This window comes from Prosthecobacter sp., assembly GCF_044226605.1.
In the GTDB taxonomy this organism is placed as follows: Bacteria; Verrucomicrobiota; Verrucomicrobiia; order Verrucomicrobiales; family Verrucomicrobiaceae; genus Prosthecobacter.
This window is the reverse complement of sequence record NZ_JBGAGS010000010.1, coordinates 101,670-124,654: the sequence shown is the minus strand read 5'-3', so window position 1 is coordinate 124,654 and position 22,985 is coordinate 101,670. Positions and strand designations below refer to the sequence as shown.

Below are 22,985 nucleotides of genomic sequence, written 5' to 3'. Positions count from 1 at the left end.
GCGGATATTGTTTTGAGGAGATGACTTCGGCCACTTCCACGTTTCTGCCGTGCCCGCAGAAGGTCAGATTGCCGCTGCCAATCACCAAGACGTGCTCATGGGCTCCCACAAGGTAGGTCAGCTTTGGATGAAACACGCCATGTTCCATCGCCACAGGCACCACGCGGTATTCAATGCCGACAGCATTTGCCTGCCGTTCATCCAGGCTGCGCTCGTAGCCGTCCGTATCGGTGATGATCCAAAGCTCGCGGCAACCGTTCCGCAACATCGATCCCTTGAGCTGGCTTTCGAAGAATGCCAGACTCAGGGTGTAGGTGGTGAAAAAGGCCTTTTCCCAAGAATGGCGGATAATGACATCTAACGGTGCATGCACTGAAAGCCTAATAGGCGATGGTGGCGCAGGCGGCCAAGTTTTTTATGCCGCCTTCTCCACCTCATCCCAAGGAATGGTGGAGAGTTCGGCGTTGGGGTTGCGGCGTTCGAAGTAGTTGATGGCCCACTGGTCGGAGAAGAAGACGACCCAGCGGTCGGCGCTGTCCTGGGCGGTGGTGACGCCGCCGGGGATGTCGAAGTCTTCGATGGAGCCGCCGTCTTTGGTGCGGACCCAGCGGAGGACGGTGTAAGGGGCGTTTTCGAGGCGGCTCTGGGCGTTGTATTCGCTTTCGAGACGGAACTGCACGACTTCAAACTGGAGGGGGCCGACGGCTCCGAGGAGCGGCACGCGCTGACCGGCGTGAGGCTGGATGAACTGCTGCACGACGCCTTCGCTGAGGAGCTGCTCGAGGCCGTCGCGGAAGCGCTTGTAGTGCGCGGTGCTGGGGTTGTGCAGGTAGGCGAAGACTTCGGGTGCGAAGCGGGGTATTTCGTCGAACTTGAGCTTGGGATCGGCGGCGAGGGTGTCGCCAATGCCGAAGCCGTGATTGCCGACGATGCCGACGACGTCGCCTGCGTAGGCTTCGTTTACGGTTTCGCGATCCTGGGCGAAGAGCTTTTGGGAGTTGGCGAGGCGGACGAGCTTGCCGGTGCGGGTGTGGGTGACCTGCATGTCGCGCTCGAACTTGCCACTGACGATGCGCACGAAGCTCATGCGGTCGCGGTGGCGGGGATCCATGTTGGCCTGGATCTTGAAGACGAAGCCGGAGAAGCCTTCGGCAGTGGGCTCGATGACGCGGCCATCGGCGGCCATGCGGGGCTCGGGCGGCGGGGCGAGCTCGAGGAAGCCGTCGAGCAGCATCTGCACGCCGAAGTTGTTGCTGGCGCTGCCGAAGAAGACGGGGGTGAGTTCACCGCGATCGATTTTGGTGCGGTCGTAGGCGTGGCCGGCGCCGTCGAGCATCTCGAGTTCCATCTTGGCCTGTTCGAGTGCTTCGGGGACGGTGTGCTGGGCGACGAAGTCGTCATCGAGACCGCCGACTTTTTCGGGGGCGCGGTAGGCGCCGTGGACGGTACGCTCGAAGAGATGGACGTCCTTTTTGCGGCGATCATAGACGCCACGGAACTGCTGGCCGAGGCCGAGGGGCCAGTTGATGGCGCAGGCACCGATGCCGAGGACGGTTTCGAGTTCGTCGAGAAGGGTGAGGGGCTCGCGCGCGGGGCGGTCGAGCTTGTTCATGAAGGTGAAGATGGGCACGCCACGGCGGCGGCAAACTTCGAAGAGCTTGCGGGTCTGGGCCTCGATACCCTTGCCGGCGTCGATGACCATGATGGCGGCGTCCACGGCGGTGAGCACGCGGTAGGTGTCCTCAGAGAAGTCCTTGTGACCGGGGGTGTCGAGGAGGTTTACGACGCTGTCCTTGTACTCAAACTGGAGGACGGTGGAGCTGACGGAGATGCCGCGCTGCTTTTCCAGCTCCATCCAGTCTGAGGTGGTGGCGCGCTGGTTTTTGCGGGCGGTGACGGAGCCTGCGAGCGCGACGGCGCCGCCGTAGAGCAGGAGCTTTTCGGTGAGCGTCGTTTTACCGGCGTCCGGGTGCGAGATGATCGCGAAGGAGCGACGGCGGGCGATTTGGGCTTCGTGGGGCATGAGGGGCGGTTTACATGCCTCAGGGAGGTGGGGGGTTCAAATGAGGAATGAGGGGAAGGGGAAGTTTACGGTGGTTGACAGTTGTTGACGGTGGCTGAACGATTGTTTGGGGAGCGCCGGGTGTGAGGGGGTGGTGGGGTTGAGGAGAGCGATGGAGGCAGGCGTGTGGCGGGGCGATTTGCAGACGCTGCTGGGACCCGTTGTGTGAGTGAGAAGCGCTGGGTTTGCTTTCCGGAGTTGTTGGCGGAAAACCCTGGGCGGCGCTCGCCGAGGCTCGCTCTGCCCAGGGCTGCGATAGGCCGCACCGTTGGTGCTCGGAGATGTTGGCGCAGGGCTTACGCATGAAGGGGCAGCGAAGGCGAAGGCTCATGCGAAAGGACCGAAAGGACGCGGCGCTCCGTGACAGCTAGATACTTGGGCGCTGTTTATGCGTAAGCCCTGATGCTGTCGACAAGGTGTGGGGAGAACGATTGCCGATTTGTTTTCCGTTCAGCACTGCGAAGGAAAGATGGTCAATTCCAGAGATGGTGAGCGACTTGGGCGGGCGTGATTGGCGATTGATGAGCAATCGATTTTTGATTTTTGAAGTGGCGTGCTTTTCTAAAACCAGTGGGGGACGAAGCGGCTGGAGTTGGCGGTGATGAGGGAGGTGTCTTCGCGGATGCCGATGCCGGCGGGGGTGCCGCCGATGATCCAGGAGCCGATGACGGGGTGGTTGCCGTCGAAGGAGACTTCGGGGTGGAGCTCTTGATAGGCTTTGGGCTGGGACTGCCAGGGGCCGTCGCTGCTTTCCAGGAGGTCGTTGTTGCGGATGAGGCGGACGTTGGTGCCTTCACGGCCGAAGAAAGGTTTTTCGACGTGGCTGGGCATGCCGTCCGGACTGAAGGAGGCGCGGAGGAGATTGGGGTGGCCTTCAAACATCTCCCAGAGGAGGACGAGGAAGGCTTTGTTGCTCCAGAGCATTTTCCAGACGGGCTCGAGGAAGCGCTGGCATCTGCCGGGGAGGTGGATGGAGAAGTCTTCCTGCCACATCCATTCCCAAGGGTAGAGCTTGAAGAGGAGGTCCATCGGGTGGTCCTGGTGGTCCACGAAGTTTTGCATGCGCTCGTTCCAGCCGATGTCTTCGACGGCGAGATCGACGGTGCGTTTGCCGGACTGCTGGCAGGTGTCGATGAGGTAGAGGAGGGTGCGCCAGTCTTCCTCGGCATCGCGCTGGGCGCAGAAGTGGATTTGTTTCTGCGGCCATGAGGGCCAGGAGGCGAGAAGCTGCTCGTGGATGGAATTGAACTGGTCGGCGTTTGGGCGGGTTTGCTGGAGCCACTGCCATTGCACGACGGCGGCTTCGAGCAGGCCGGTGGGGGTGTCGGCGTTGTATTCGAGGAGCTTGGGGGTGCCGGTGCCGTCCCACATGAGATCAAAGCGGCCGTAGAGGGAGAGGTCGTCGCGCTCCCAGGATTGAATGATTTCCTGCCAGGCTGCGGGGGAGATGGCGAGGCGCTCGCGCCAGTTATCGCGGATGGCGCGCTCGGCGGCCTCGATGCTAATGCGCTGGAGTTCGGCGGTGGATTTCTCCAGCGTTTCGATGTCGCGGGTGCTGAAGCGGTAGTGGGCGGACTCGTCCCAGTAGAGCTGGCCGTCGATGGTGTGGTAAGTGAGGCCGAGGGATTCCACCTGGGCCTGCCAGTCGGCGCGGGGACTTTGGGTGATGCGTTTCACAGGAGATCAGGAGCCGGAGAAGTGGCCCGAGGAGTATCCGGTATGGCCGAAGCCGCCGCGGCTGGAGGTGCCTGAGTGCGAGGAGTAACGGGAGGAGGGAGCGAAGGCTGCACGCGTGGCGGTGGCCTGGTTTTGTGGGACGCCACTGTGGATGGGCGCTCCGGCGGGCTGGAGTGTGTAGTCGCTTAGGGCCGGGGTCGAGGTGCTCGGCCTGGTGGTGCTATTTGGAGGGGAAGAAGCCAGGGGTGCTGACGTGCCTGAAAATGTAGGGCCGATGCGATAGTAGGAGGACGAAGATGAGTAGGCCTGGGTGCTGTGATAGCGGGACCATCTGCCGCAGCGGTAGTAGCCCCAGCGTGAGTCGTAATGATCGTAGGGGTAGGGGAACCAACCGGAGCAGGGCTGATGGTAGTAGCCGAGCTGGGGGTCGTAGGCGTTGTGCGGCGGGGACTGGTATGAAGTGTCATATCCTGCCGCAAAGGCAGGCAGGGCGGCACGCATGGCCGGGCTCAGAGAGCTGGGTGGCAGGACTGCGGTGCTGTGGACATTCACAGGCCCGGCAGAGGGTGTGCGATGACAGCGGGTGGCAGCCAGGCTCACTCCTGCGAGCGTCAGGATGATGACGTTGCTTCGTTTCATGATCGAGGCGGGAAATGCCTAGCTGCTCATCGCAGCAGCGAGGATCAGCGACACGCCGATGATGACGCTGCCGGCGAGGATGGCGGCGGCGATGTTTTTCTTTTCGAAGATTTCACCGTGGAGATCGCCGGGGGTGAGCTTGTCGAAGAGCTTGTAGCCCACGATGGTCATGAGGATGCCTGCGAGGCCGAAGATGAGGAAGAGCTCAAGGCCGTGCTGGATGGAGTATTCGGCGAGGGGGAGGTGTGGGAGGGAGGGCATGAGTGTGGTCTTGGGATTGGCAGGGGATGGCTGAAGAGAGGGTGAGGGGTGAGCCTATAAAATGAGCGCGGGTGGGGGAAAGATAAATTACAAGGCGGAGGGATTTTTGTCTGGGAGGGGGATGCGAGCGGGCAGATGGTTTGGTATCTTGTGGTATGAGCAGGTGGCCAGTCTGCGAGGACGATCGCCAATGCTTTGGCCCATAAGCGCTTTGGGAGTGCGTGATTGACGATTGATGAGCAATCGATTTTTGAAGTGACGAGCCAGTGAGAGGCGGCATTGATCAACGCGCTGTGTTTTGCGCTGCTTTTCCAGCGGTGTTCGGGGCTGAAAAAGGGTTTTTCGAAGTGGTCACACATGCCGTCAGTGTGAAGTGTGCATAGATGGTATACTAATCCCTCAACTAATGGCCCCCAAGAGTAGGATTGATGCTATTTTTTATCTTTGAGTTCCTTGGCAAGGAAAGTAATGGATTCCGCAGCATCTTTGGCGAAGTTTGTATTAGCCTTATCAAAAAGCTCAGTTTCAGGCCATTTAATTGGCTCTTTCAAAAGAGCATTCAACGCGGTAAACGCTTTGCCATCAATTGAACCATCCACCTTGGCCTGTTCTTTTGCTGCAAGATAAGTTAGAAGATAGCGATCTAAAATAGATTTGACGCGAAGCAGATAAGTAGACGTATCTACAAAATGCCGATATTGGCGCAGAAACCAGGCGCTAAGAAATTCTATGAAAGCGAATAATATCGAACATGAAATAATACCATAGAGAAATTGATTTTGAAATTGGTTGGCCCACGCCAACACTTGCCATGTCGCGATAGATACAATAAAAAAGGCTATACCCCACTTTGAATAAGACGTTCCTTTATTTAGAAGTATTGAGGCCTTTTCATCGGCTGCATCTGCTTTAGCTTCTAGCGTTTCGACAATTGAAGTAAAATAACTTGTAAAAGTTGCAGGGTTATTTGGTTGATTCTTTTCCCGGGCTGTTAGTGTTTGTTCGACAATTTCACGAATTTTGTCTTGGCTAAGATGTTCTTGCCGACCTTCTGACTTTATGATAGCGAAGATTTCCTGAGGAGTAAAAGATTCCTTATTCCGGCGATTCGCTGAGCGTCTATCTACAGATAAAAAGTCATCTGAATCATCACCATACGGTTTACGGCGAATCATATTCCGCAACATTCTAAAATATACAATAAAAAAGATGAGGGTGAATGGGACCAATACAAAGGTGTAGCCGATATTCTCTGCTGGGATGCTTATTAGGTATGAAATAATATCTTCAAAGTGCGCCTTCACTACGATGGCCAATCCTATTGCGGCGCTAATCGCGGAAGCGATAATTGCTTTTTTGCTAATGGTTCCTTTTGCAGCACGGAGAAGGACTCTTGCGACCGATTTTTTTGGCCGAGTGTTTGATTTCAGCGGATTAAAAGTGATTCCCATACGGAATACTTAGCATTATTTGCTACCCGTTAAACGAAAAACGCTCTTACCGTTTTTCGTGGGCGTTACTCACGCTTGGACTCGGAGAGGAAGGGGTAAAGCTCCGTTGAATACTCCACCCCAATCAGGTAGAGGCCGCAGGCGGGGGCGGTTTGGTTGCTTTGGGGGGCGGAGGGGTCGGTGAGGAGGTTGGCGAACCATTCTTTGGGTTCGCGGCCGCGGGCGACGTGCATGAGGCTGCCGACGATGAGGCGGACCATTTTGTAGAGGAAGCCGTCGCCGGAGAATTCGAGTTCGATGAGGTCGCCGGTTTCGCGCATTTCGGCGCGGTGGATGGTGCGGGTGGTTTTCTCGGTGCGCTGGCGGCGCTCGGTTTCGGGCATGTCGCCACGATTGGCGGAGAGGCGGACGAAGTTGTGAGTGCCGACGAGCTTTTCGCAGCACCAGCGAACGGCGTCCAAATTGAGCGGGCCATAGACATGCCAGGCGCGGTCTGCCTCAAAGGGGGAGAGCATGCGGGGGCGCCAGATGCGGTAGCGGTAGGTTTTACCGATGGCGTCAAAGCGGGCGTGAAAGCTGGGCGGGCATTCTTCGACGTTGAGGATGCGGATGGTGAGGGGGAGGCAAGCATTGAGGGCGTGGGCCCAGGCCTCGGTGCTCATGCGGACGGTGTCGGGGACATCGCAGTGGGCGGATTGCGCGAGGGCGTGGACGCCAGCGTCGGTGCGGCCGCTGCCCTGCACGTGAGTGACGATGCGGGTGGCTTTGCGGATGGCGGTGTTGAGTTCATCCTGCACGCCGCCGCCGCCTTCCTGGCTCTGCCAGCCGCGCCATGGTGTGCCGCAGTAGGCGACGGTGAAGCGGAGGCGTTTGAATCCCGGCTCGGGGCCGTGATTTTTACCGGCCTTACTTTCGACGTCGCTTCGGCTCATCGGTCCATGAGAGTTCGTATGACTCGTCGGGGAGCAGGAAGCCGGCGGGGCCGCGCTGCTGATTCAAATATTCCTGGAGGATGACGACGGCGGCGAGTTGATCGACGATCTCGTTGCGCTCCTTTTTTCCGGTGATGCCGGCGCGGGACATGGAGGCCTCGGCTTCGACGGAGGAGAGGCGCTCATCGACGAACTCGATGGGCACCTCGTGCCGCAGCTCTTTGCCGAGGCTGAGGGCGAATTTTTCCACGCGCTCGGCGGCGCTGCCTTTCTCGCCACTCATGCGGAAGGGCATGCCGATGACGATTTTGGCGATGTGTTTTTCTTGCACGATCCGAGCGAGGGTGCGCTCGGGTTCGTGGTTGGCATCGATGGTTTTGAAGGGGCTCGCAACGATCTCGGTCTCGTCACTGAGAGCGAGACCGATGCGGACGGTGCCGTGATCGATGGCGAGGATGCGCGGCATGGCTGGAGGCTAGATGCTGGTTTCTAGATGCTGGATACCAGAGCCAGAGACGGATTAGCGGAGCTCCTGGGGGAGGCCATCGACGATCTTTTTGATGTTCTCGGCCTTGCTGCGGGTGGCAACGAGGAGGCCATCTTTGGAGGCGACGACGATGAGATCCTGCACGCCGATGAGGGCGACATGCTGGCCGGTCTGGGTGAAGACGATGTTGTTGAGCGAATCCTGCTGGGAGAGGGCGCAATTGTGCTGGTTGCCATCCTCATCGGTCTTGAGGTAGCGGCCGACGCTGGTCCAGTTGCCGACGTCGTCCCAGTCGAAGGTGGACTCGATGTTGAGGACGCGGGAGGCGCGTTCCATGAGGGCGTAGTCGATGGAGAGTTTTGGCAGTTTGCCGAACTGCTTGGCGACGGTGGCGCTGAAGTCCTTGGAGCCGCGGAGCTCGGAGATGAAATCGGCGAGCACGGGGCAGTGGCGGCTGAGCTCGCTGAAGATGGCGGGAATGGTCCAGATGAACATGCCGGCGTTCCAGAGGAAATTGCCCTGGCTGATGAAGTGCTCGGCGAGATCGGGATTGGGCTTTTCACGGAAGCGGGCGACTTCCCAAACGGGCAGGTCATCCAGACCGCCGATGCTGGCGCGGCGGCCGCGCTCGACATAACCGTAGCTGGGGCAGGGCCAGGTGGGGGTGATGCCCACGGTGACGAGGCTGCCGCTGTTTTCGGCGGCGAGGGCGGCATTGGAAAGCACGCGCTGGAACTGGGCGTGGTCTTTGATGAGATGATCCGCCGGCAGCACGATCATGGTGGCGGTGGGTTCGCGGGCGACCACCCAGCCGACTGCAAGGGCGATGGCGGGGGCGGTATCGCGCTTTTCGGGTTCCGCGACAATGTTTTCAGGCGGAAGGTCCTTCACGATGGCGCGAACGGAAGCCTCCTGCTGCTTGTTGGTCAAAATGAGGATGTTTTCCTTGGGCACAAAGCCGTCCAGGCGCTCGATGGTGAGCTCGAGCAGGGTTTTTTCTCCGAAGAGCTTGAGGAGCTGCTTGGGCAGGGCATCGCGGCTGATGGGCCAGAAGCGCTGGCCGCTGCCTCCGGCGAGAATGAGGGCGTAACGTTTTTTGGATGCGGCTTGGGACATGTGCAAAAGATAGGAGTGATCGGGCTTTCCTTAACAGGAAAGCCGGATGCGGGCAAATTCCTCTTTGGTGATTCTCGCGAAACGGTTATGGTAAAGCATGCAAGAGAACACTTCCGCCCCCGGTTACGAAACCTATGCTTCACTGATCGCCCCTGCCGCTGCGGGATGTGCGCTGGGCATCTTGTTTGGGCGGGGGATGCGTCGCGGATCTTCCAACATGGTCGCACTGACTTTGCTGGCCGCGAGTGCCGCGATCGCGGCCCCGGTGATCACTGAAATCGTCCAGCGTACGGCCAATCGTCCAGGCAGCGAAAGGGGCAGCCGCCGGAGGCTGGAAGGCATCCGCAATCACGGCATGCCGGATGGCGATGTGGGTGAGTTTTTTGCTGACCCGCCGGAGTCGTTTGGAACGAAGAGCCGGTGATTCGCCGGCGGCTTTTGAAGGCGTTTTTTTGATTCAAAGCATTCGAACTGGCGGGGTTGGGAATGTGCAATTTGAATGAATGTTTAGGGGGTGGGGCATGCGGAAGTGATGCGTCCTCGGCGCGCCGGAGGTCCGATTTGGGTGCATGAAGGTTCCATTTACTTTCCGTGGCTGGCTGAGAGGAGCAGGTGCTGTGCTGCTGCCGCTGCTCGCCGCCTCCTGCCTGAACGGTGGCGGGAGGTTTCAGAAAAAGATGTGCGAAGGGCCGCCGCTGAGTGAAGAGCCGCTCTACAAATGGCGGGCTTCGGACGGGGTGGAGGTGCCCTACTGCCAATGGCTTCCGCCCAAGGGCATGCGGCCCAAGGGACTGGTGATTGCCGTTCCCGGCATGGATGAGGCTTCAGACGACTGGGGACAGCTGGGCAGGCACCTCTCGGCCCGGGGATATGAGGTGTATTCGTGCGACCTGCGCGGACAGGGGCGGGACATGGACTGCCCGGAGCGGGGTGACTACCACCGGTGGAAGAGGTGGGTGGAGGATGTGAATGAGTTTGCGGATCATGCCCGCGGAAAACGCAGCCTGCACATGGCCTACATGGGGCACAGCCTGGGTGGAATTCTGGCACTGAGCGCGGCTGTTTCTAGCGAGGGGCGTGGACCTGATGCGCTGGTGCTTTACGCGCCTGCCTTTGTGCTGGCTTATCCCCCGTGGTTTGCACGTCCGGCGGTCACGCTGGCGGAGGCGGTGACCTTCAACCAAAGCCGGGTCACAGGGCCGGCGGTGTTTGAACTGATCGGCCGGAACCTGGTGTCCAATGTGGAGGATGAAGCCGCGTGGGAGAGATCCTGCGACAGGCTGTGCAAGGGGATGACCTTGCGCTACGTGCTCGCGTGCATGGACGCCGGGAAGCAGGCTCGAAATCTGCCGGGCAAGGTGAACATCCCCGTGCTGCTGCAGTATGGCCGCAGCGATGCGACGCTGTACATGTGCAGACGCAGCCCCGGGCGGCTGTGGGAAATGTTTCACTCGGAGGACAAGGAGCTGTGGTGGCACCCTGATCCCGAGGCGAATCATGACATGCTGAATGACCGAATGGTGCGGAGGGTGATGCTCGACAAGACCTGCTCCTGGCTCAATGACCGGGTGTCTGCGAGGGCGGCGCGATGACGAGGAGGGAGCCGACCTGGCTCAGCCTGCGGAGTTCAGGCGAACGTTTTCCAGCAGCTCGGTGATGTGACGCTGAGCGCGCTGGACGGGCTCCTCCTCGCTGAAAGCCAGCTCAAGCACCTGGGTGGTGCGCGTGATGCGGTCTTCCAAAGCGACTTCGTCGTGATCAAGGGTGTCGGCGGCATCTGCCAGCTTGATGAGACGTGTCTGCCAGTCGCAGGAGTGCAGCCGTTTGAGATGGAGTTCGGTGTCCTGCTCGGTCTCATGGCTCAGACGCTCGACGCGGGTGGCAATCTGGCGGCCGAAGTGCTCGCAAAGCTCGTCGAAGGAAACCTCGGATTTATCCATGACGTTGTGCAGGAGCGCGGTGGCGAGCACGGGGGGCTCGGGGCAGTGATAGCGGGAGGCAATGGTCAGGGCAACGCGCGTAGCCTTGGCAAGGGAAGGGGGTGTTTCTCCGCTCGCGACTTCAGAGGCGTGGACGCTGGCGGCGAAGGCAGCCGCTTTCTGCCAAAGCGGCTGGGCGATGGCTTCGGCGATGCCGTCCTGCTGTTGCTTGAGCTGCTCGCTCAGAAGTGTGGCCATGAAGTTCATACTCTTGATTTTTCGCAGCGGCTTGGGGAGGTGGATGTAGGTTTCTGAGGCGATGCCAGGGAACGGGCGTGTGAAAGATCCTGACTTTTATCGTCTTTCTAGAACTTGCTTCGTTCGTGAGGGTGAGCGTGTAAGATGTTAACGGCCAGAGGGTTATGGTGAAGGGTGGCACGCAGATTCGGCTCGGAGAGGAAGAGACTGTTTTTGGTCTGGCGATGATCTCGGGATGCGCAGGTCGCGATGGGTGGACCTGAGGTGTGATTCAGGGTGTGCTCTTAAGACTTGATCCCCGGGGCTGTTCTGGCTAGATCGTCCGAAATGCCCCCTGAAAATCCTCACCGCTTTCCCGACACGAGGATCACGCTGCTGAAAAGGTCCTTGAATGCAGCGGACCCGAAGTCATTGGACGCGCTGGATGAGCTGTGCCGATTGTATGAGCCGCCCGTTTTAGCCTGGCTGCGAACGCATGTGGCAGATCCTCACGCCGTGGAGGATCTGAGGCAGTCGTTTTTTGTGAAAATCCTGCACCAGGAGGCCTTTGCCGCGGCGCTGGAGCCAGGGGTGTCCCTTCGCGCTGTGCTGCTGGGCAGACTGAGGTACCATTACCTGGATTACCTGCGCTCGATCCATCGAGGCAGGAGGGACCAGACCGACTCGCTGGATTCCATGGAAACCGGAGACCGGGAGAAAATCGAGCCATCCCACACGCAGACGGCTGACAAGGAGTTCCACAATCAGTGGCGGCTGACGATGCTGAAGGCGGCTGTCCAAGCGGAGAGGGAAAAGCGCCTGAGCAAAGGGATGAGCGCGCAGGACTTTGCTGAAATTCTCGATTGTGTGTTCAAACAAAACACCGCGCTGCAGAAGGACGTCGCGGCCAGGATAGGGATGGATGCCGAGGAGATGAAGCAGGCCGTCTTCCGGCTGCGTGAAGCCATTGGCAAAACCCTGCGGTCGCTGGTGGCGGACACCCTGGTGGAGCCGACGGAGTCTGAAATTGATGCCGAAATCGACTGCCTGGAAACTCCCTATTAAGATCTCAAATGAACGAGCAAGAGGATGCCGCCACCTTTGATCTGAAAGGAGTCGATGCCGGACAACTGTTTCGTGCGGCGAGGCAGAAAGGACCGACACCGTTGTCGGAGATCGAGATCACGGCCGGGGTGCTGGCAGAAGCGCTGAAGGACAAGTATGACCAGGTGCGGCCGATGGAAGGCGGGGGCATGTCATGCGTGTTTGAAGCCTACCACAAGATTTTGACGCAATGGATGGTGATCAAGCTGCCTGCGCCCAAATACCGCACGGCGGAGGATGTGGAGCGCTTTGTGGTGGAGGCGCGGGCCATCTATGGGCTGCGCGACAAGCCTAACATTGTCAGATTCACCGAAGTGGGCCAGGTCCTGGGGGTGCCTTATTTTGCGATGGAGAAGGTGGAGGGAAAACCGCTCTCGAAGGTGATGGCATCGCTTTCCGACGATCAAAAACTCGGCATCGGCATCGCGGTGTGCGAGGCGCTGGCTGCGGTGCACCGGGTCAAGATCACGCACCGGGACATCAAGCCTGCCAACATCATCATCACGTCGGAACACCAGGTGAAGGTGATTGATTTTGGGATTGCGTCCGTTCCGGAAGAGAGTTCCGGACAAACGGTTGCAGGTTCGCCGGGCTACAAGGCACCTGAGCAAGGATGCAGGCTGCCAGTGGATCATCGGGCGGACATCTATTCACTGGGAGTGACTCTCTGCGAAATGTTCACGGAAAAAATGAGCCTTGAGCCTGAGTCCAGCACCAAGCTGGCGCGTGGCCTGGTGGATGCGATCTTGAAAGCCACCCGGCAGCTGCCGGAAGAAAGATTTCAAACCATGGATGACCTGGCGGCGGTGCTGAAGGGCGTGCGCAGCACCAGCCGTCCGCCACCGCTGCCGCAAACGCCGACGAAACGGCCGCCCGTCAACACGAGCGCGAAGACCGAAGGCCCTGGGAGCAGCGTCCCACCTCCACCGCCTCCGGTGCCACCTCCGCTGAAGCCCGAAACTGCGGCGCCGCGGACTGCATTTTCTCTTCCTTATCGTTATCTGGCCATGGCAGCGGGGGTCTTTATTGCGGTGAAAAGCCTGGGCTGGGAGAACTGCCTGTTTGGCCTGCTCATTGGCGGCGCCACCCAGCTGCGGCTGGTGGCGTGGAGGGAGAGGCTGGTGATCATGGGCGTGCTGGGACTTGCCTGGGGCTGGCGTCTGAGCCTGCCGGTGACGCCCGAAAATGCCACCGCCTCACGGCCGTTTGTCAACAGCCTTGGCATGGAGTTTGTGCCCGTGCCTGGTAGAAGAATTCTGATCGCCGTGCGCCCGACAGAGCGGGCGGCATTCGGAGTCTTCACGGCCGATCCGCTGCAAGCGGGGAAGCGCGGCTGGGCCAAGGCGGTCACGACCCTGAAGGGCGAGCACCGCCCGGTGACGAGGGCCAATTTCCAGGACGGCCAGGAGTTTTGTGACTGGTTGTCCGAGCGTGAGCACCGGCATTACCGGCTGCCGCTGGCGGACGAATGGACGGCGGCCGTCGCTCCATCGGGACACATGAATGTGGATGAAGTGCTGACGAGAAACAAAAGCGAGGTGGACGCCATTTATGACGGTGTTCATCTCAGCACCGTCCAAGTGAAGAATTCCACCGGGATCGACGAACTGAACGACAACCGGTCTGAGTGGTGCGGAGACGCGCCGAGCGAGATCAAAGGGGTGCTCTTCCGGCATTTGCGACGCGCCGATTTTATGAAAGGAGACCGTGCGATCATTTGGAGCGACCTCGCACTCCCGACCACCCGCCGCTACTCCGAGATTTATGAAAAAGCCCCGGCATCTGAAACCACCGAAGACGGCCTGATGTTCCGCTGTGTGCTCGAACTGGACAGCACGCGGGCATCCGAAAAACCTGCCGCCCAAAAATAAATTCCTTTTTGTGTGCAACCTTTCCAGCCGCCTGACGAGGTCCTCCATGAACCCAGTAACAACTACTATGGACGAACAAACAAAAGAGAAACTCGCAGCAGCAGGAAAAATCGCCTACGGCGCAGCACGCGTGGTGGGCAGCATTGTCACCGCCACAGGGCATGGCATCATCGGCAGTTACTGCAGGCAGCATCACATGATGAATGCAGCGGCAAGACTGGCCTCCGATGGCTTGAAGAACGGCGGCAAATCGATCGAGGAAGGCATCGAGCGCTGGAAGCGTGCGGGCTGACCGGCCGCACCTCACGACCCCATTGAACCCACACTCTCTCATGGACGACTCCACTCCTCAGAACGACACGCCGCCCGCTCCAGGTGCTGTGGAGGTGAAGCCGCCCGAGGTGGTGCCAGCCGAAGCGCCCGCTACGCTCAGCCTGGAGCTCGTGCCCGCCGAGGCGCCGCCAGCAGCCAGTCTGAAACTGGAGGTGGTGGAGTACCGGCGCCTGCCCGGGAAGGCCTCCAAGGTGCTGGCGCTGGCGAAGGATGCGGCGGCGCGCTGGCTGCCGGTGGTCAAGGAGAACGGCAAGGTGGTGGGACAGAAGGCGCTGGAGGCCAGCAAATGGACGCTGCAGCAGCTGGGGACGGCTGCTGCAGCCACCCAGGAAAAAGGCAAGGCGCTGGCTGAAGAGTGGACGCCGATCGTCAAAGCCAAGGGGGCGGAACTTGCTGCCCAAGCCAAGGTCAAGGGGGCGGAGCTGGCGGCGCAGGCCAGGGTCAAATCCAAAAAACTGCTGCAGACGCTCGCGAAACAAAGCGCTGAGATCAGTGTGAAGGCGGGCAAGGAAGTGGCGCTGTGGTGGAAGGGGCCGCCATTGGAGAAGGATCTGCTGGAGTGCCTGAAAAATGCCGGCCGGTCCGAGCATGCAGCGGAGGTTCTTGAGGAACTGCGCAAGCTCGACGCGGACACTCTGGAAGTGGTGCTCTTTGGAGAATTTTCCGTGGGCAAATCCTCCCTGCTCAATGCCCTGGTGGGGAGGTCCCTGCTGCATGAGGACGTGGTGCCGAGCACGGGCCAGATCACACGGCTGGTCCAGGCGGCGGAACACACGGTGACGGTGAGGCTGGCCGATGGCACGGAGGTGGGCATTGATGTGGCGGATCTGAAGGAGTTCACCACGCTGGATGAGCAGGGTCTGACGCGGTCAGACATCGCGGAGGTGGTCATCGGGATTGATTGTCCGCTGTTGCGAAACGGCGTCTCACTCGCGGATGCGCCGGGTTCCTTCGATCCTGGTTCAGGAGAAGGAAGAGTCGAGCAGATCGAGAGGACATTGAAAGCCTTCCGGCATGCCGACGTGGTGGTCTGGGTGTGCCATGCAGCGCGGCTGCTGCGGGATTCGGAACTGGCGCTGACGGAGAAGCTCGTGAAGCAGCACCCGTATGTGCAGCTGATCCCCGTGATCAATTTCATGGGAGAGCTGGGGGAGAAGGACCGGGGCAACGTGCGTGCACGCGCGGCGCGGCTGCTGAGCGAGCGCTTTCCTGAAAACCTCATGCTGATGAAACAGCATGATGCCGACATGCCGCCCTTCTTTGAAGTCGATGCACGCGAGGCCCAGGACAACCCCGGGGAGACCTGCGATGGGTTTGCGGGATTGTCCAAACTGATCGCGGATTTGAGCACCAGCGAGACGATCCGCGGCGCGACCTACAAAGCACGCATCCGCAGGCTGCAGGCTCTGCTGAACACCATCCAGGAAGAGGTGCGACCTGCGATGGCCGGCCACCGGACCGAGGCGGATGCCCAGGCTGCGGTACACAGCGAACGGGTGAGGGAGGCCGAGCTGTGGCTGAGGAGGTTTGAGACTGAGGCGGAGGCCCGGAAAACGGTGCTGGACGGGGCGGTGGAGAACGTCTCCAACAGTCACCTGCTGATGGTGCTGCATCATGACCTGGAGGGCAGGCCGCTCAAAGATCTGCCCATGGTGGCGGCGCGGCGGGGGAAGGCGAAGCTGAAAGAAGCCTTCGATAATGCGGCGGAGGCGACGAACAACATTCTGCAGGAACTGGCTTCCAAGCACGGGATGCCCACGCCGGAGCGTCTCAAGCGAGGCTGGTTCGAGGTTTCGTTTTCATTCACCCATGAGGAGGCGGGTTTTTGGAACCGTACTTTTGGGGGGAAAGCCTACCGCGAAACTTACATGCAGCATTTCAACCGGCAGTTCCGGCATGTCTGGAACGGGGCGATCGTGGCGCTGAGGGAAAAAATTCATGCCCACTGGGCGCAGTCCGTCAAAACGATCATCTCGCATGGCTGGCACCACAAGGTCAGCGTCTTTCTGGATGGGGCGTCTTCAAAGCAGGAGCTGATCGCGATCAAAGCGCGTGAACAGAGGCTGCGGGATGGAGCGCAGCTCTCGTTTACAGAGCGTGGATCTTCGAGACATGGGGATGCGCAACGGGTGCTGACAGAACGCACCGCGCGCGGGGAGCGGCTGTCGGAAGCAGAATTGAACCTGGAATGCCTGGACGCCGCGCTTGCCGCTGTGCAGAAATCCCTGCCAGCGCGCAAGCGGCAGGAAATACCTCCGGAGGCCAAAAAGGGGCCGCCTGAGCCGGGCAAAGGAAGTGGAGATCAAAAAAAAGATGAGGCGGCATCAAGAAATGGACCTCCGGCATTGCCCAATGCGCAACCCGCATCCAACCTTGCCCCTCATAGTTCACCTGCCCGTTTGGTGTCTGGTGCGCCACTCCCTCCGCCGCTTCCCCCATCCTCCAAGCCGCCGCCGCTGCCATGACACCCCCTGCGCCCATCGACTGGAACCAACTGCGCTCGATCGCCGACCTTGCAAAAACGCGCGAAGGGATCGTCGAGGAATTAAGCCGGCAGGGCGTCAAGGAGGTGACCCGTGAGCAGACGCTGATGGTGGGAGACGTGGAAGGCGGGCTGGGCATGCTGATTGAGCACTGGCTGGGAGAGAAGGCCTTGCAGGCTCTGAAGCAGGCCGGGCAGGGACCGCTCGTCATCGCCGCCGAAGCCTTGAAAAAGGGAACGATGCCGGATGACTGGCCGACCTTTGTCTCCAACAAGCTGCCTGCCAAGCATCGACTGATTGTGACAGGCAAAGCAGGGCCGATAGCGCCAAAGCTCGAAAGCAAAATCATGGCCCTGGGCTGGATTCCGCAGGTGGTGGCAGTCAGCAGGTTCGGGCAGCTGCTGCCCCAGCAGGAACAGCTCACTCTGCGTTCCGCGGCCAAGCTCGCCGGAGCGGGGCGTGTGCTGGCCGTGGTGCTGCCCGGGGAGACCGCGAGCGCAGACGACCTTGCCAAAATACTCCAGCGCGCCAAAAGCCAGATGGAGTCCCAAGGATTTGGCACAGAACGCTGGGCGGGGGCCCATGCATGGCTGATGGACGGGAGTGTGGATCATCATCTGGTGGTCAAAACACCCGCCGCCGTCGTGGAGATTTCCGAGGGGGCGGCCAATGCAGCCCTCGACAAGGCCCAGCGGGCCGCGGTGCTGACCGTTCTCAATGACATCGTCCAAGAGGTGGGCAGCCGCGGAGAACGGCCGCTGGCGACGGTGACGGAAGCGGAGCAGGCAGAACTCCTGGCTGGATTTGAACGCTCACTGACAGAGGTGAGGGAGCGGCTGGAAAGCCAGCTCGGGCAGGACCAGGGGCAGCCAGCAACCGCAGCGGCAGCGCGGCAGCATGTCATAGCGTTTGTGCGCGAATGGACGCACCACAATTCCCTGGGGAATGTGCCGCCTGCGATCCTGCTGTCTGTGAGCAAGGCGAGGGACAGGCTGGACTATTTCGAGAAGCTCCGGCCCGGAGCCAGCGCGTTGTTAAGCAGCCTGGTGGAACGGTCTGTCAGCCAGCTGGACGTGCGTGTGACAGCTGCCAAGGGGGCGGGTGGAGAGACAGCCGGCTGCCTGCTGCTGCATCCCTTCATGATCCGCATTGCATTCATGCTTGTGACTGGATTCGCCTTTTACGCACTGGCATCCTTCGTGCCGCTGGGACAGCAGCTGGCGCAGAGCCTCGGCCTGATGATTGGCGGGGTGGCTGGTTTTGCCCTCGGAGGAATCTTCGGCAGAGCGTTCGTGAAACAGAGTCATGGAGCGCCGGCGGCCGTGGCGGCCAGGAGCCCTGAAGTGCAGGTGCTGAACTATAGCGCCTTCACCAACGAAGTCCTGGAAGCGCTGCGCCTGCACCTGTCCCTCACGCAGATGGGCGTCCAGGCCCAATGCCAGAAAATGATCCGTGACCTTGAGTCCTAATTGTTTCCCCTCCCCATCCAAACCATGAACTACCAAAGCGCCGAAGCGCTCAATCAGTCTATTGCAACCACGCTCCGAAACCTCGGCGAAGTTGTCGCCCGGCTGCCTGCCTTGGATGAAATCGCGCCGAAAATCCTGGCCCGGGCATCCCAGGTGGAGGCGGACATGTTCACGCTTCTGGTGGTGGGAAGCTTCAACCGGGGCAAGTCCACGCTGCTGAACGCCATGATGGGACTGGATGTGCTGCCGCAGGAGATCATTCCCAGCACGGCGGTGGTGACTGCGATCCGCTTTGCCGAGACACCCAAGGTGGTAGTACATTTCGTGGATGGACGCCAGCCGGAAACGATGTCCATCGCGCAGTTCAAGGAGAACTATGTTTTGAGCGTGGATGAGATCGCGAACGATGCGGGACTCTCGGACACGGAGAAGGCCAGAAAAGCCTCCGACCGGTTCAGCCATGTGGATTATGCGAATGTGTTCTGTCCGCTCGAACTGGTGCGCAACCGGATCGAGCTGGTGGATTCTCCCGGGACGGAGGATGACCGTGCGCGGACGGAGCGAGCGCGGGACTTTGTGGGCAAGGCAGACGCCATCGTTTATCTTCTGGACAGCGGGCAGCCCGTGACGGAGCCGGACCTGGAGCACCTGCGCTGGATCACCCGCCAGGGAAAGACGGACATCTTCTTTGTGGCGAACAAGTGGGATGTGGCGGAGCGCATGGCGCGTGGAGATGCCGAGAAGCTGGGCAAGGTCACCGCGCGGTTTCGTGAGAAGCTTGCGGAGTTCACCTCGGCAGGCGGCAGGGACCGATTTGAGCAGCGCTTCTTCCGCATCAGCGCCCTGAACGCGCTGGAAGCCCGCGAAACGCGGCCGGTGGACATGGCCAAGCTGATGGCGTCCGGAATTCCTGCCCTGGAGCAGGCACTGGAACGCTTCCTGACCCATGACCGTGTGGCCGTCAGAAACGCGGCGGTGCTGGCCGATGGACAAAACTATGTGGACTCCGTGCAGGAGACGATTGACCGCGAACTGGCGCTGCTGCGGCAGGGGCTGGAGCAGCTGGAGCGCGCGCGTGTTGAAATCGAGCCGCGACTGGAGCGCATGCGCGGCATCATACGACATATCAGCGAATACCTGACCACGCGGGTGGATGTGATTCACGGCAAGATCGTGGACTCGCTGCGCATGCAGCTCGCAGCCATCGACACACGTGCGGAGGTGGAGAAGCTCAACATGTCTGAGCTGACCGATGGCTCGCTGACGTGGAAGGTGCTGCAGGACAGAACAGCGGATGAGGAAAACAAGCTGGCCAAGAAGATGGAGCGGCAGATCGAGCCGCAGCTGCGGGCGCTGATCGCCAGAGAGCGGGACGCATGGGAGCGCGACTCTGTGAGCATCACCATGCGGGATGAAAGCCAGAAGCTCCGGGCCTACCTCGAAAAAGAGGCCCAGCTTTACCGGCAGGCGCTGCATGAAATTGACCAAATCCTGGGCACGGAGACATCCGAGCCAGTGCAGGTGCACCAGCTGATCGACCGCTGGCTGGAAGACACGATCCTGAGCAAAACCAAAGTGGACGGAGTGGGCGTGGGAGATCTGAAGATCGAGCTGAACCTTGCGCTGATCCTGGGGTCCCTGCTGATTGAAATCATGCTGCATACGAAGGCTGCCATGCTGACCCTGGGCGGCACGGTGTTTTTCTCGGCGATCTTTGCAATGTGGCGAAAGGCCAGGATCGTGAACAACGCGAAGGAGGATCTGGCCGACCAGCTGCAGCGTGCGCTGCTCTCCATCCCCACGCCCGCGCAGACCGCTGAGGCGAAGGCGAAACTGCAAAAGTTCTTTGAGGATCTGCGCCATCAGGTCACCGCCAACATGAACGCGGAGGTGGCGCAAATTGAGAAGAACCTGGCGGCTGCCATCGACGAGCACAAACGGGGCGAAATCGATGCGGTGGCGAGGACGGCTGAGCTGGAAAGCATCCGGTCCGCTGCTGCTGGGGAACTGCGCAAGCTTGAGACCATCTGCTCGGGTATCTGACGCGGCGGGCCGGTGGAACCCAGCGCCGTGGCGGGTCGCTTGAATGCGGAGGGTTCTCCAGTTGAGGAGGCTCTCCTGGTTCCGCACCACTTTGTTCGCTGAGGGCGAAGGGGGCGCCTGCGCGCCGTCGGCAGCGCGGGCGCCAATCTGCCCTGAGGGGAGCGTCTTTCGTGCGCGATTCAGGGCGGCAGGGGGGGTGACGGCGCAAGAGGCTCCATTTGATCGCCGCGCCTTTTTTAGGCAGAAACTTGGCCCGGGGGCGTTGTGAATTTCCTGTTTTAATCCTACACGCGTGTTTGTGCGCGGCATCCGTAGTCATTCTTAATCATGGCAGATCTTCCCGTTTCGCTTTCACGCCTGCTTGATGTTCTGCACCGGCTGCATGCGGTGAAGGACGTGGCAGACTTTCCCATGCACGTCATGGGGGTGATCCGTGAGCTGCTGCCGGCCACCTGCGTTTCGTTTGACCAGATCGACCTGGCCACCGGGGAGGCGCTGAACGTTATCGACGGCGCCATTCCTTTTACCCGGGAGGAGTTCATGCGGCGCTGGCAGGCGCACTGCCATGAACATCCGGGCATCGCCTACCTGAGCGCCGGCGGAGACTCCACCGTCTTTACGATCAGTGACTTTCTGACCCGCCGGCAGTTCGAGCGCACCGGACTTTATCAGGAGGTGGTGCGCCACTTTGGTGTGCGGGACCAGCTCGGCATCATCCTGCCTGTGCCGGGCCACATCCTCGGCATTGCGGTGAACCGGGACACGGGTTTCACTTCGGAGGAGAAGAAGCTCATGCAGATGCTGCAGCCGCATTTTGTGCGCGCCTTTGAAAATGCGCAGCTTTTCACCAGTCTGCGCGGCGCATCCGAGATGGATTTCCGCTCCTGGAGGAAACATGGCCTGACCCAGCGCGAGTGCGAGGTGCTGCGCTGGGTGGTGGAAGGGAAGAGGAACGGCGAGATCGCCACCATTCTCGGCACGAAGCCTGGCACCATCGCCAAGCATATGGAGAACCTTTTCGCGAAGCTGCGAGTGGAAACGCGCAGCGCGGCGGCAGCCCAGGCCCGCCTGCTGCTGGACCCTGCGACGATCCTGCCCAATCCCGGACAACCCGCGAGCGATGCCGGCGGTTCCCCTGCGTAGGCCTGCGTGTTTTCAAACGGGGGCCTTGTCACAGACTGTGGAGGCCAGCTCTCTGGCGTGCTCACCCGTTGGTCGCGTTGTGCACTTGCCCGTGGAGGAGTCGTTCTGGTTCACGGGATTCGCTGGCGGAGAGGGTGGGAGAATACCCAAACGCCGTCTTTTCCTTGGAAATCAAGGGCTTAGGCCCGTGACATCGTGAATCAGTGTGCCGCTTCGGTGTGACACTGCAACCGTTTTGTGACTTGCTCACTCACTCGCGCAAGGGAGCACGCTTGGGCTTCGTCTGCTTTGTGTTCAAAACGAGCGGCGTTTGCAGCGTAACGGCTTCTCTTTCGGCCTTGGCATCTTCTTCCCGCTGGCGCTTCTTTTCCAGAATGATGCTGCCCAGCTTCTTGAGCAGTTCGGCAATCCCCCGCTGTCTCTTCATCCGAATCAAAACCTCAGGCGTTACGTCGGGGTCAGGCATCCAAGGCTTCGCATCTGACACGGCATGTTCATGGTGTTGCTGTCTGGCGAAGTCTTCCGGGAACCGTCGTTCCAGCATCCATGCTGCGGCCCGCCAGTCGCGCTTTGCCGCGTCACAGATGGATGAAACATGCACCTGCATGGCGACGGCTTGAGATTGCCGAAGTTGCTGGTAAAACTGGCAATATTCAGGCGGGGCACTTTCATTCTCTCCCCGCTTTTGCCAATGATTGAGCGTGTCGTATGACATGCCCGCGACTGCGGCAGCTTGCTTGAGCGGCATTCCCTGTTCAATCGCCTCCAGAAGCGCGGCTTGCCTAGTGGGGTTCAAAAGCGTGGGTCTGCCGGGCTTTTTGGCAGGATTCTTGGGAATGTAAACGGGCTTGGGCATGGTGGGGCATCAGGCGATGTTCAATGCCCGGAACTACCATACGCAAAGCCAAACCAAGGCACGGAGAGGATAGCACGGTGCCCCCCTCGATTCAAAGCATGTATGCGCCGCAAAAAAGGACGCTCTGACTAGTGGCAGATCAGGCTTCCCGGCAAGTGAGCACCGGTTGCAACAAGGGGGCTTGAACACATGTGCGAAAGGAAGGCTTTTTAGGTGGCATTGTCGAGACGCTTCAAAAGGCGGTGAACTGATGTGCTGTGCCATTGCTTGCCTTGCGGGGTGGCAATGCCACGAGCATTCAACGCAGTGGCAACTTCACGAACGGCGGTGATGCCTTCGGATTTGAGGGCTTCAATCGTGGCCTCCAAGTTGTGTGCTGTCTTCACAGCTTGCTCGTGATTGGCCTTGCCCAGCTTCGCACCGTGTTTGCCCAAGACCACGCCTCTTGCCTTGGCACTGGCGAGAGCGGCTTTGGTGCGGGAGGAGATGGCACGTGCTTCCTCTTCTGCGACGGCGGCGAGAATTTGCACCGTGAGGCGGTTAGCGGTCGGGTTGTCCACTGCCAAGAACTCAATCCGGGACTCCATCAGGCCGGAAATGAAGTGGAGATTGCGGGCCAGTCTGTCCAGCTTGGCAATGATGAGCGTTGCTTTCTGCTTCTTGCATAGAGCGAGGGCGGCGTTTAGCTGCGGGCGGTTCTTGCGCTTGCCGCTCTCCACTTCCACGAACTCGCCAACGAGGTTCCACTTGCCGCCGTTCAGGTAGCTTTCAACGGCTGCCTTTTGGGCTTCTAGTCCAAGGCCGCTCTGGCCCTGTTTCGCTGTCGAAACGCGGTAATAAGCTACAAATTTGCCATCCATGTTCACACATATATGCTCGTATATGTGTGAACACAAAAGGAA

General features: G+C 60.1%; 21 protein-coding genes. 10 read left to right on the top strand and 11 right to left on the bottom strand.

Features of this window, described 5'->3' with window-relative positions; genetic code table 11:
• Positions 1–49: 49 nt before the first annotated feature.
• Entirely contained in the window at positions 50–361 is a 312-nt protein-coding gene (locus tag ACILSO_RS15475) for a hypothetical protein (protein ID WP_395738333.1), read from the top strand.
• A 54-nt stretch (positions 362–415) separates the two neighbouring features.
• Here ACILSO_RS15475 and ACILSO_RS15470 read toward each other — a convergent pair whose 3' ends face one another.
• The 8 genes from ACILSO_RS15470 to ACILSO_RS15435 form a co-directional block, all read right to left on the bottom strand.
• Positions 416–2,023, bottom strand: a complete 1,608-nt coding sequence (locus ACILSO_RS15470) for a peptide chain release factor 3 (protein WP_395738332.1) — start codon at positions 2,021–2,023, stop codon at positions 416–418.
• Positions 2,024–2,623: 600 nt separating this feature from the next.
• The gene (locus tag ACILSO_RS15465; protein WP_395738331.1) at positions 2,624–3,739 is read right to left on the bottom strand and encodes a glutathionylspermidine synthase family protein; all 1,116 of its coding nucleotides are present in this window, start codon (positions 3,737–3,739) and stop codon (positions 2,624–2,626) included.
• A 6-nt stretch (positions 3,740–3,745) separates the two neighbouring features.
• The gene (locus ACILSO_RS15460; RefSeq protein ID WP_395738330.1) at positions 3,746–4,378 is read right to left on the bottom strand and encodes a hypothetical protein; all 633 of its coding nucleotides are present in this window, start codon (positions 4,376–4,378) and stop codon (positions 3,746–3,748) included.
• 18 nt (positions 4,379–4,396) lie between these two features.
• The gene (locus tag ACILSO_RS15455) at positions 4,397–4,639 is read right to left on the bottom strand and encodes a DUF350 domain-containing protein (protein ID WP_395738329.1); all 243 of its coding nucleotides are present in this window, start codon (positions 4,637–4,639) and stop codon (positions 4,397–4,399) included.
• A gap of 431 nt (positions 4,640–5,070) precedes the next feature.
• The gene (locus tag ACILSO_RS15450) at positions 5,071–6,090 is read right to left on the bottom strand and encodes a hypothetical protein (RefSeq protein WP_395738328.1); all 1,020 of its coding nucleotides are present in this window, start codon (positions 6,088–6,090) and stop codon (positions 5,071–5,073) included.
• A 65-nt stretch (positions 6,091–6,155) separates the two neighbouring features.
• Positions 6,156–7,022 (bottom strand): tRNA pseudouridine(38-40) synthase TruA, encoded by an 867-nt coding sequence (truA, locus tag ACILSO_RS15445; RefSeq protein WP_395738327.1) that lies wholly within the window; start codon positions 7,020–7,022, stop codon positions 6,156–6,158.
• Positions 6,997–7,488: a Holliday junction resolvase RuvX gene (gene ruvX, locus ACILSO_RS15440; RefSeq protein ID WP_395738326.1), complete on the bottom strand. Its 492-nt coding sequence runs from the start codon at positions 7,486–7,488 to the stop codon at positions 6,997–6,999. Before ruvX ends, truA begins: the two co-directional genes overlap by 26 nt.
• Before the next feature lie 54 nt (positions 7,489–7,542).
• The gene (locus tag ACILSO_RS15435) at positions 7,543–8,625 is read right to left on the bottom strand and encodes a mannose-1-phosphate guanylyltransferase (protein WP_395738325.1); all 1,083 of its coding nucleotides are present in this window, start codon (positions 8,623–8,625) and stop codon (positions 7,543–7,545) included.
• 97 nt (positions 8,626–8,722) lie between these two features.
• Here ACILSO_RS15435 and ACILSO_RS15430 point away from each other — a divergent pair, with 97 nt between their 5' ends.
• Both ACILSO_RS15430 and ACILSO_RS15425 read left to right on the top strand, forming a co-directional pair.
• Entirely contained in the window at positions 8,723–9,049 is a 327-nt protein-coding gene (locus ACILSO_RS15430) for a hypothetical protein (RefSeq protein ID WP_395738324.1), read from the top strand.
• A 145-nt stretch (positions 9,050–9,194) separates the two neighbouring features.
• Complete coding sequence (locus ACILSO_RS15425; RefSeq protein ID WP_395738323.1) at positions 9,195–10,217, top strand: alpha/beta fold hydrolase; 1,023 nt, start codon at positions 9,195–9,197, stop codon at positions 10,215–10,217.
• Between the two features lie 21 nt (positions 10,218–10,238).
• Here the strand turns inward: ACILSO_RS15425 and ACILSO_RS15420 are convergent, their stop codons facing one another.
• Positions 10,239–10,802 (bottom strand): hypothetical protein, encoded by a 564-nt coding sequence (locus ACILSO_RS15420; protein ID WP_395738322.1) that lies wholly within the window; start codon positions 10,800–10,802, stop codon positions 10,239–10,241.
• A gap of 327 nt (positions 10,803–11,129) precedes the next feature.
• On the opposite strand from ACILSO_RS15420, the gene ACILSO_RS15415 reads away from it, so the two are divergent.
• The 7 genes from ACILSO_RS15415 (at position 11,130) to ACILSO_RS15385 (ending at position 21,227) form a co-directional block, all read left to right on the top strand.
• A complete protein-coding gene (locus ACILSO_RS15415) occupies positions 11,130–11,846 on the top strand; it encodes an RNA polymerase sigma factor (protein ID WP_395738321.1) in 717 nt (238 codons plus the stop codon).
• A gap of 8 nt (positions 11,847–11,854) precedes the next feature.
• Positions 11,855–13,756 (top strand): protein kinase domain-containing protein, encoded by a 1,902-nt coding sequence (locus ACILSO_RS15410; RefSeq protein WP_395738320.1) that lies wholly within the window; start codon positions 11,855–11,857, stop codon positions 13,754–13,756.
• 67 nt (positions 13,757–13,823) lie between these two features.
• Entirely contained in the window at positions 13,824–14,048 is a 225-nt protein-coding gene (locus ACILSO_RS15405; RefSeq protein WP_395738319.1) for a hypothetical protein, read from the top strand.
• Positions 14,049–14,088: 40 nt separating this feature from the next.
• Complete coding sequence (locus ACILSO_RS15400) at positions 14,089–16,554, top strand: dynamin family protein (RefSeq protein ID WP_395738318.1); 2,466 nt, start codon at positions 14,089–14,091, stop codon at positions 16,552–16,554.
• Entirely contained in the window at positions 16,551–18,041 is a 1,491-nt protein-coding gene (locus tag ACILSO_RS15395; RefSeq protein ID WP_395738317.1) for a hypothetical protein, read from the top strand. Before ACILSO_RS15400 ends, ACILSO_RS15395 begins: the two co-directional genes overlap by 4 nt.
• Before the next feature lie 24 nt (positions 18,042–18,065).
• A complete protein-coding gene (locus tag ACILSO_RS15390) occupies positions 18,066–20,084 on the top strand; it encodes a dynamin family protein (protein WP_395738316.1) in 2,019 nt (672 codons plus the stop codon).
• 327 nt (positions 20,085–20,411) lie between these two features.
• Positions 20,412–21,227, top strand: coding sequence for a LuxR C-terminal-related transcriptional regulator (locus ACILSO_RS15385; RefSeq protein WP_395738315.1), 816 nt, complete (start codon positions 20,412–20,414; stop codon positions 21,225–21,227).
• A gap of 250 nt (positions 21,228–21,477) precedes the next feature.
• On the opposite strand, the gene ACILSO_RS15380 is transcribed toward ACILSO_RS15385, so the two are convergent.
• Both ACILSO_RS15380 and ACILSO_RS15375 read right to left on the bottom strand, forming a co-directional pair.
• Positions 21,478–22,083 (bottom strand): hypothetical protein, encoded by a 606-nt coding sequence (locus tag ACILSO_RS15380; RefSeq protein WP_184208840.1) that lies wholly within the window; start codon positions 22,081–22,083, stop codon positions 21,478–21,480.
• Positions 22,084–22,292: 209 nt separating this feature from the next.
• Positions 22,293–22,979 (bottom strand): recombinase family protein, encoded by a 687-nt coding sequence (locus ACILSO_RS15375; RefSeq protein ID WP_395738314.1) that lies wholly within the window; start codon positions 22,977–22,979, stop codon positions 22,293–22,295.
• Positions 22,980–22,985: the final 6 nt, after the last annotated feature.

Bases quoted from the DNA above. Each gene is read 5' to 3' on its own strand.
- ACILSO_RS15400 (WP_395738318.1), top strand. From the start codon at position 14,089: ATGGACGACTCCACTCCTCAGAACGACACGCCGCCCGCTCCAGGTGCT.
- ACILSO_RS15430 (WP_395738324.1), top strand. From the start codon at position 8,723: ATGCAAGAGAACACTTCCGCCCCCGGTTACGAAACCTATGCTTCACTG.
- ACILSO_RS15455 (WP_395738329.1), bottom strand. From the start codon at position 4,639: ATGCCCTCCCTCCCACACCTCCCCCTCGCCGAATACTCCATCCAGCAC.
- ACILSO_RS15435 (WP_395738325.1), bottom strand. From the start codon at position 8,625: ATGTCCCAAGCCGCATCCAAAAAACGTTACGCCCTCATTCTCGCCGGA.
- ACILSO_RS15470 (WP_395738332.1), bottom strand. From the start codon at position 2,023: ATGCCCCACGAAGCCCAAATCGCCCGCCGTCGCTCCTTCGCGATCATC.
- ACILSO_RS15390 (WP_395738316.1), top strand. From the start codon at position 18,066: ATGAACTACCAAAGCGCCGAAGCGCTCAATCAGTCTATTGCAACCACG.
- ACILSO_RS15410 (WP_395738320.1), top strand. From the start codon at position 11,855: ATGAACGAGCAAGAGGATGCCGCCACCTTTGATCTGAAAGGAGTCGAT.
- ACILSO_RS15425 (WP_395738323.1), top strand. From the start codon at position 9,195: ATGAAGGTTCCATTTACTTTCCGTGGCTGGCTGAGAGGAGCAGGTGCT.
- truA (WP_395738327.1), bottom strand. From the start codon at position 7,022: ATGAGCCGAAGCGACGTCGAAAGTAAGGCCGGTAAAAATCACGGCCCC.
- ACILSO_RS15450 (WP_395738328.1), bottom strand. From the start codon at position 6,090: ATGGGAATCACTTTTAATCCGCTGAAATCAAACACTCGGCCAAAAAAA.
- ACILSO_RS15420 (WP_395738322.1), bottom strand. From the start codon at position 10,802: ATGGCCACACTTCTGAGCGAGCAGCTCAAGCAACAGCAGGACGGCATC.
- ACILSO_RS15460 (WP_395738330.1), bottom strand. From the start codon at position 4,378: ATGAAACGAAGCAACGTCATCATCCTGACGCTCGCAGGAGTGAGCCTG.
- ACILSO_RS15415 (WP_395738321.1), top strand. From the start codon at position 11,130: ATGCCCCCTGAAAATCCTCACCGCTTTCCCGACACGAGGATCACGCTG.
- ruvX (WP_395738326.1), bottom strand. From the start codon at position 7,488: ATGCCGCGCATCCTCGCCATCGATCACGGCACCGTCCGCATCGGTCTC.
- ACILSO_RS15385 (WP_395738315.1), top strand. From the start codon at position 20,412: ATGGCAGATCTTCCCGTTTCGCTTTCACGCCTGCTTGATGTTCTGCAC.
- ACILSO_RS15380 (WP_184208840.1), bottom strand. From the start codon at position 22,083: ATGCCCAAGCCCGTTTACATTCCCAAGAATCCTGCCAAAAAGCCCGGC.
- ACILSO_RS15405 (WP_395738319.1), top strand. From the start codon at position 13,824: ATGGACGAACAAACAAAAGAGAAACTCGCAGCAGCAGGAAAAATCGCC.
- ACILSO_RS15395 (WP_395738317.1), top strand. From the start codon at position 16,551: ATGACACCCCCTGCGCCCATCGACTGGAACCAACTGCGCTCGATCGCC.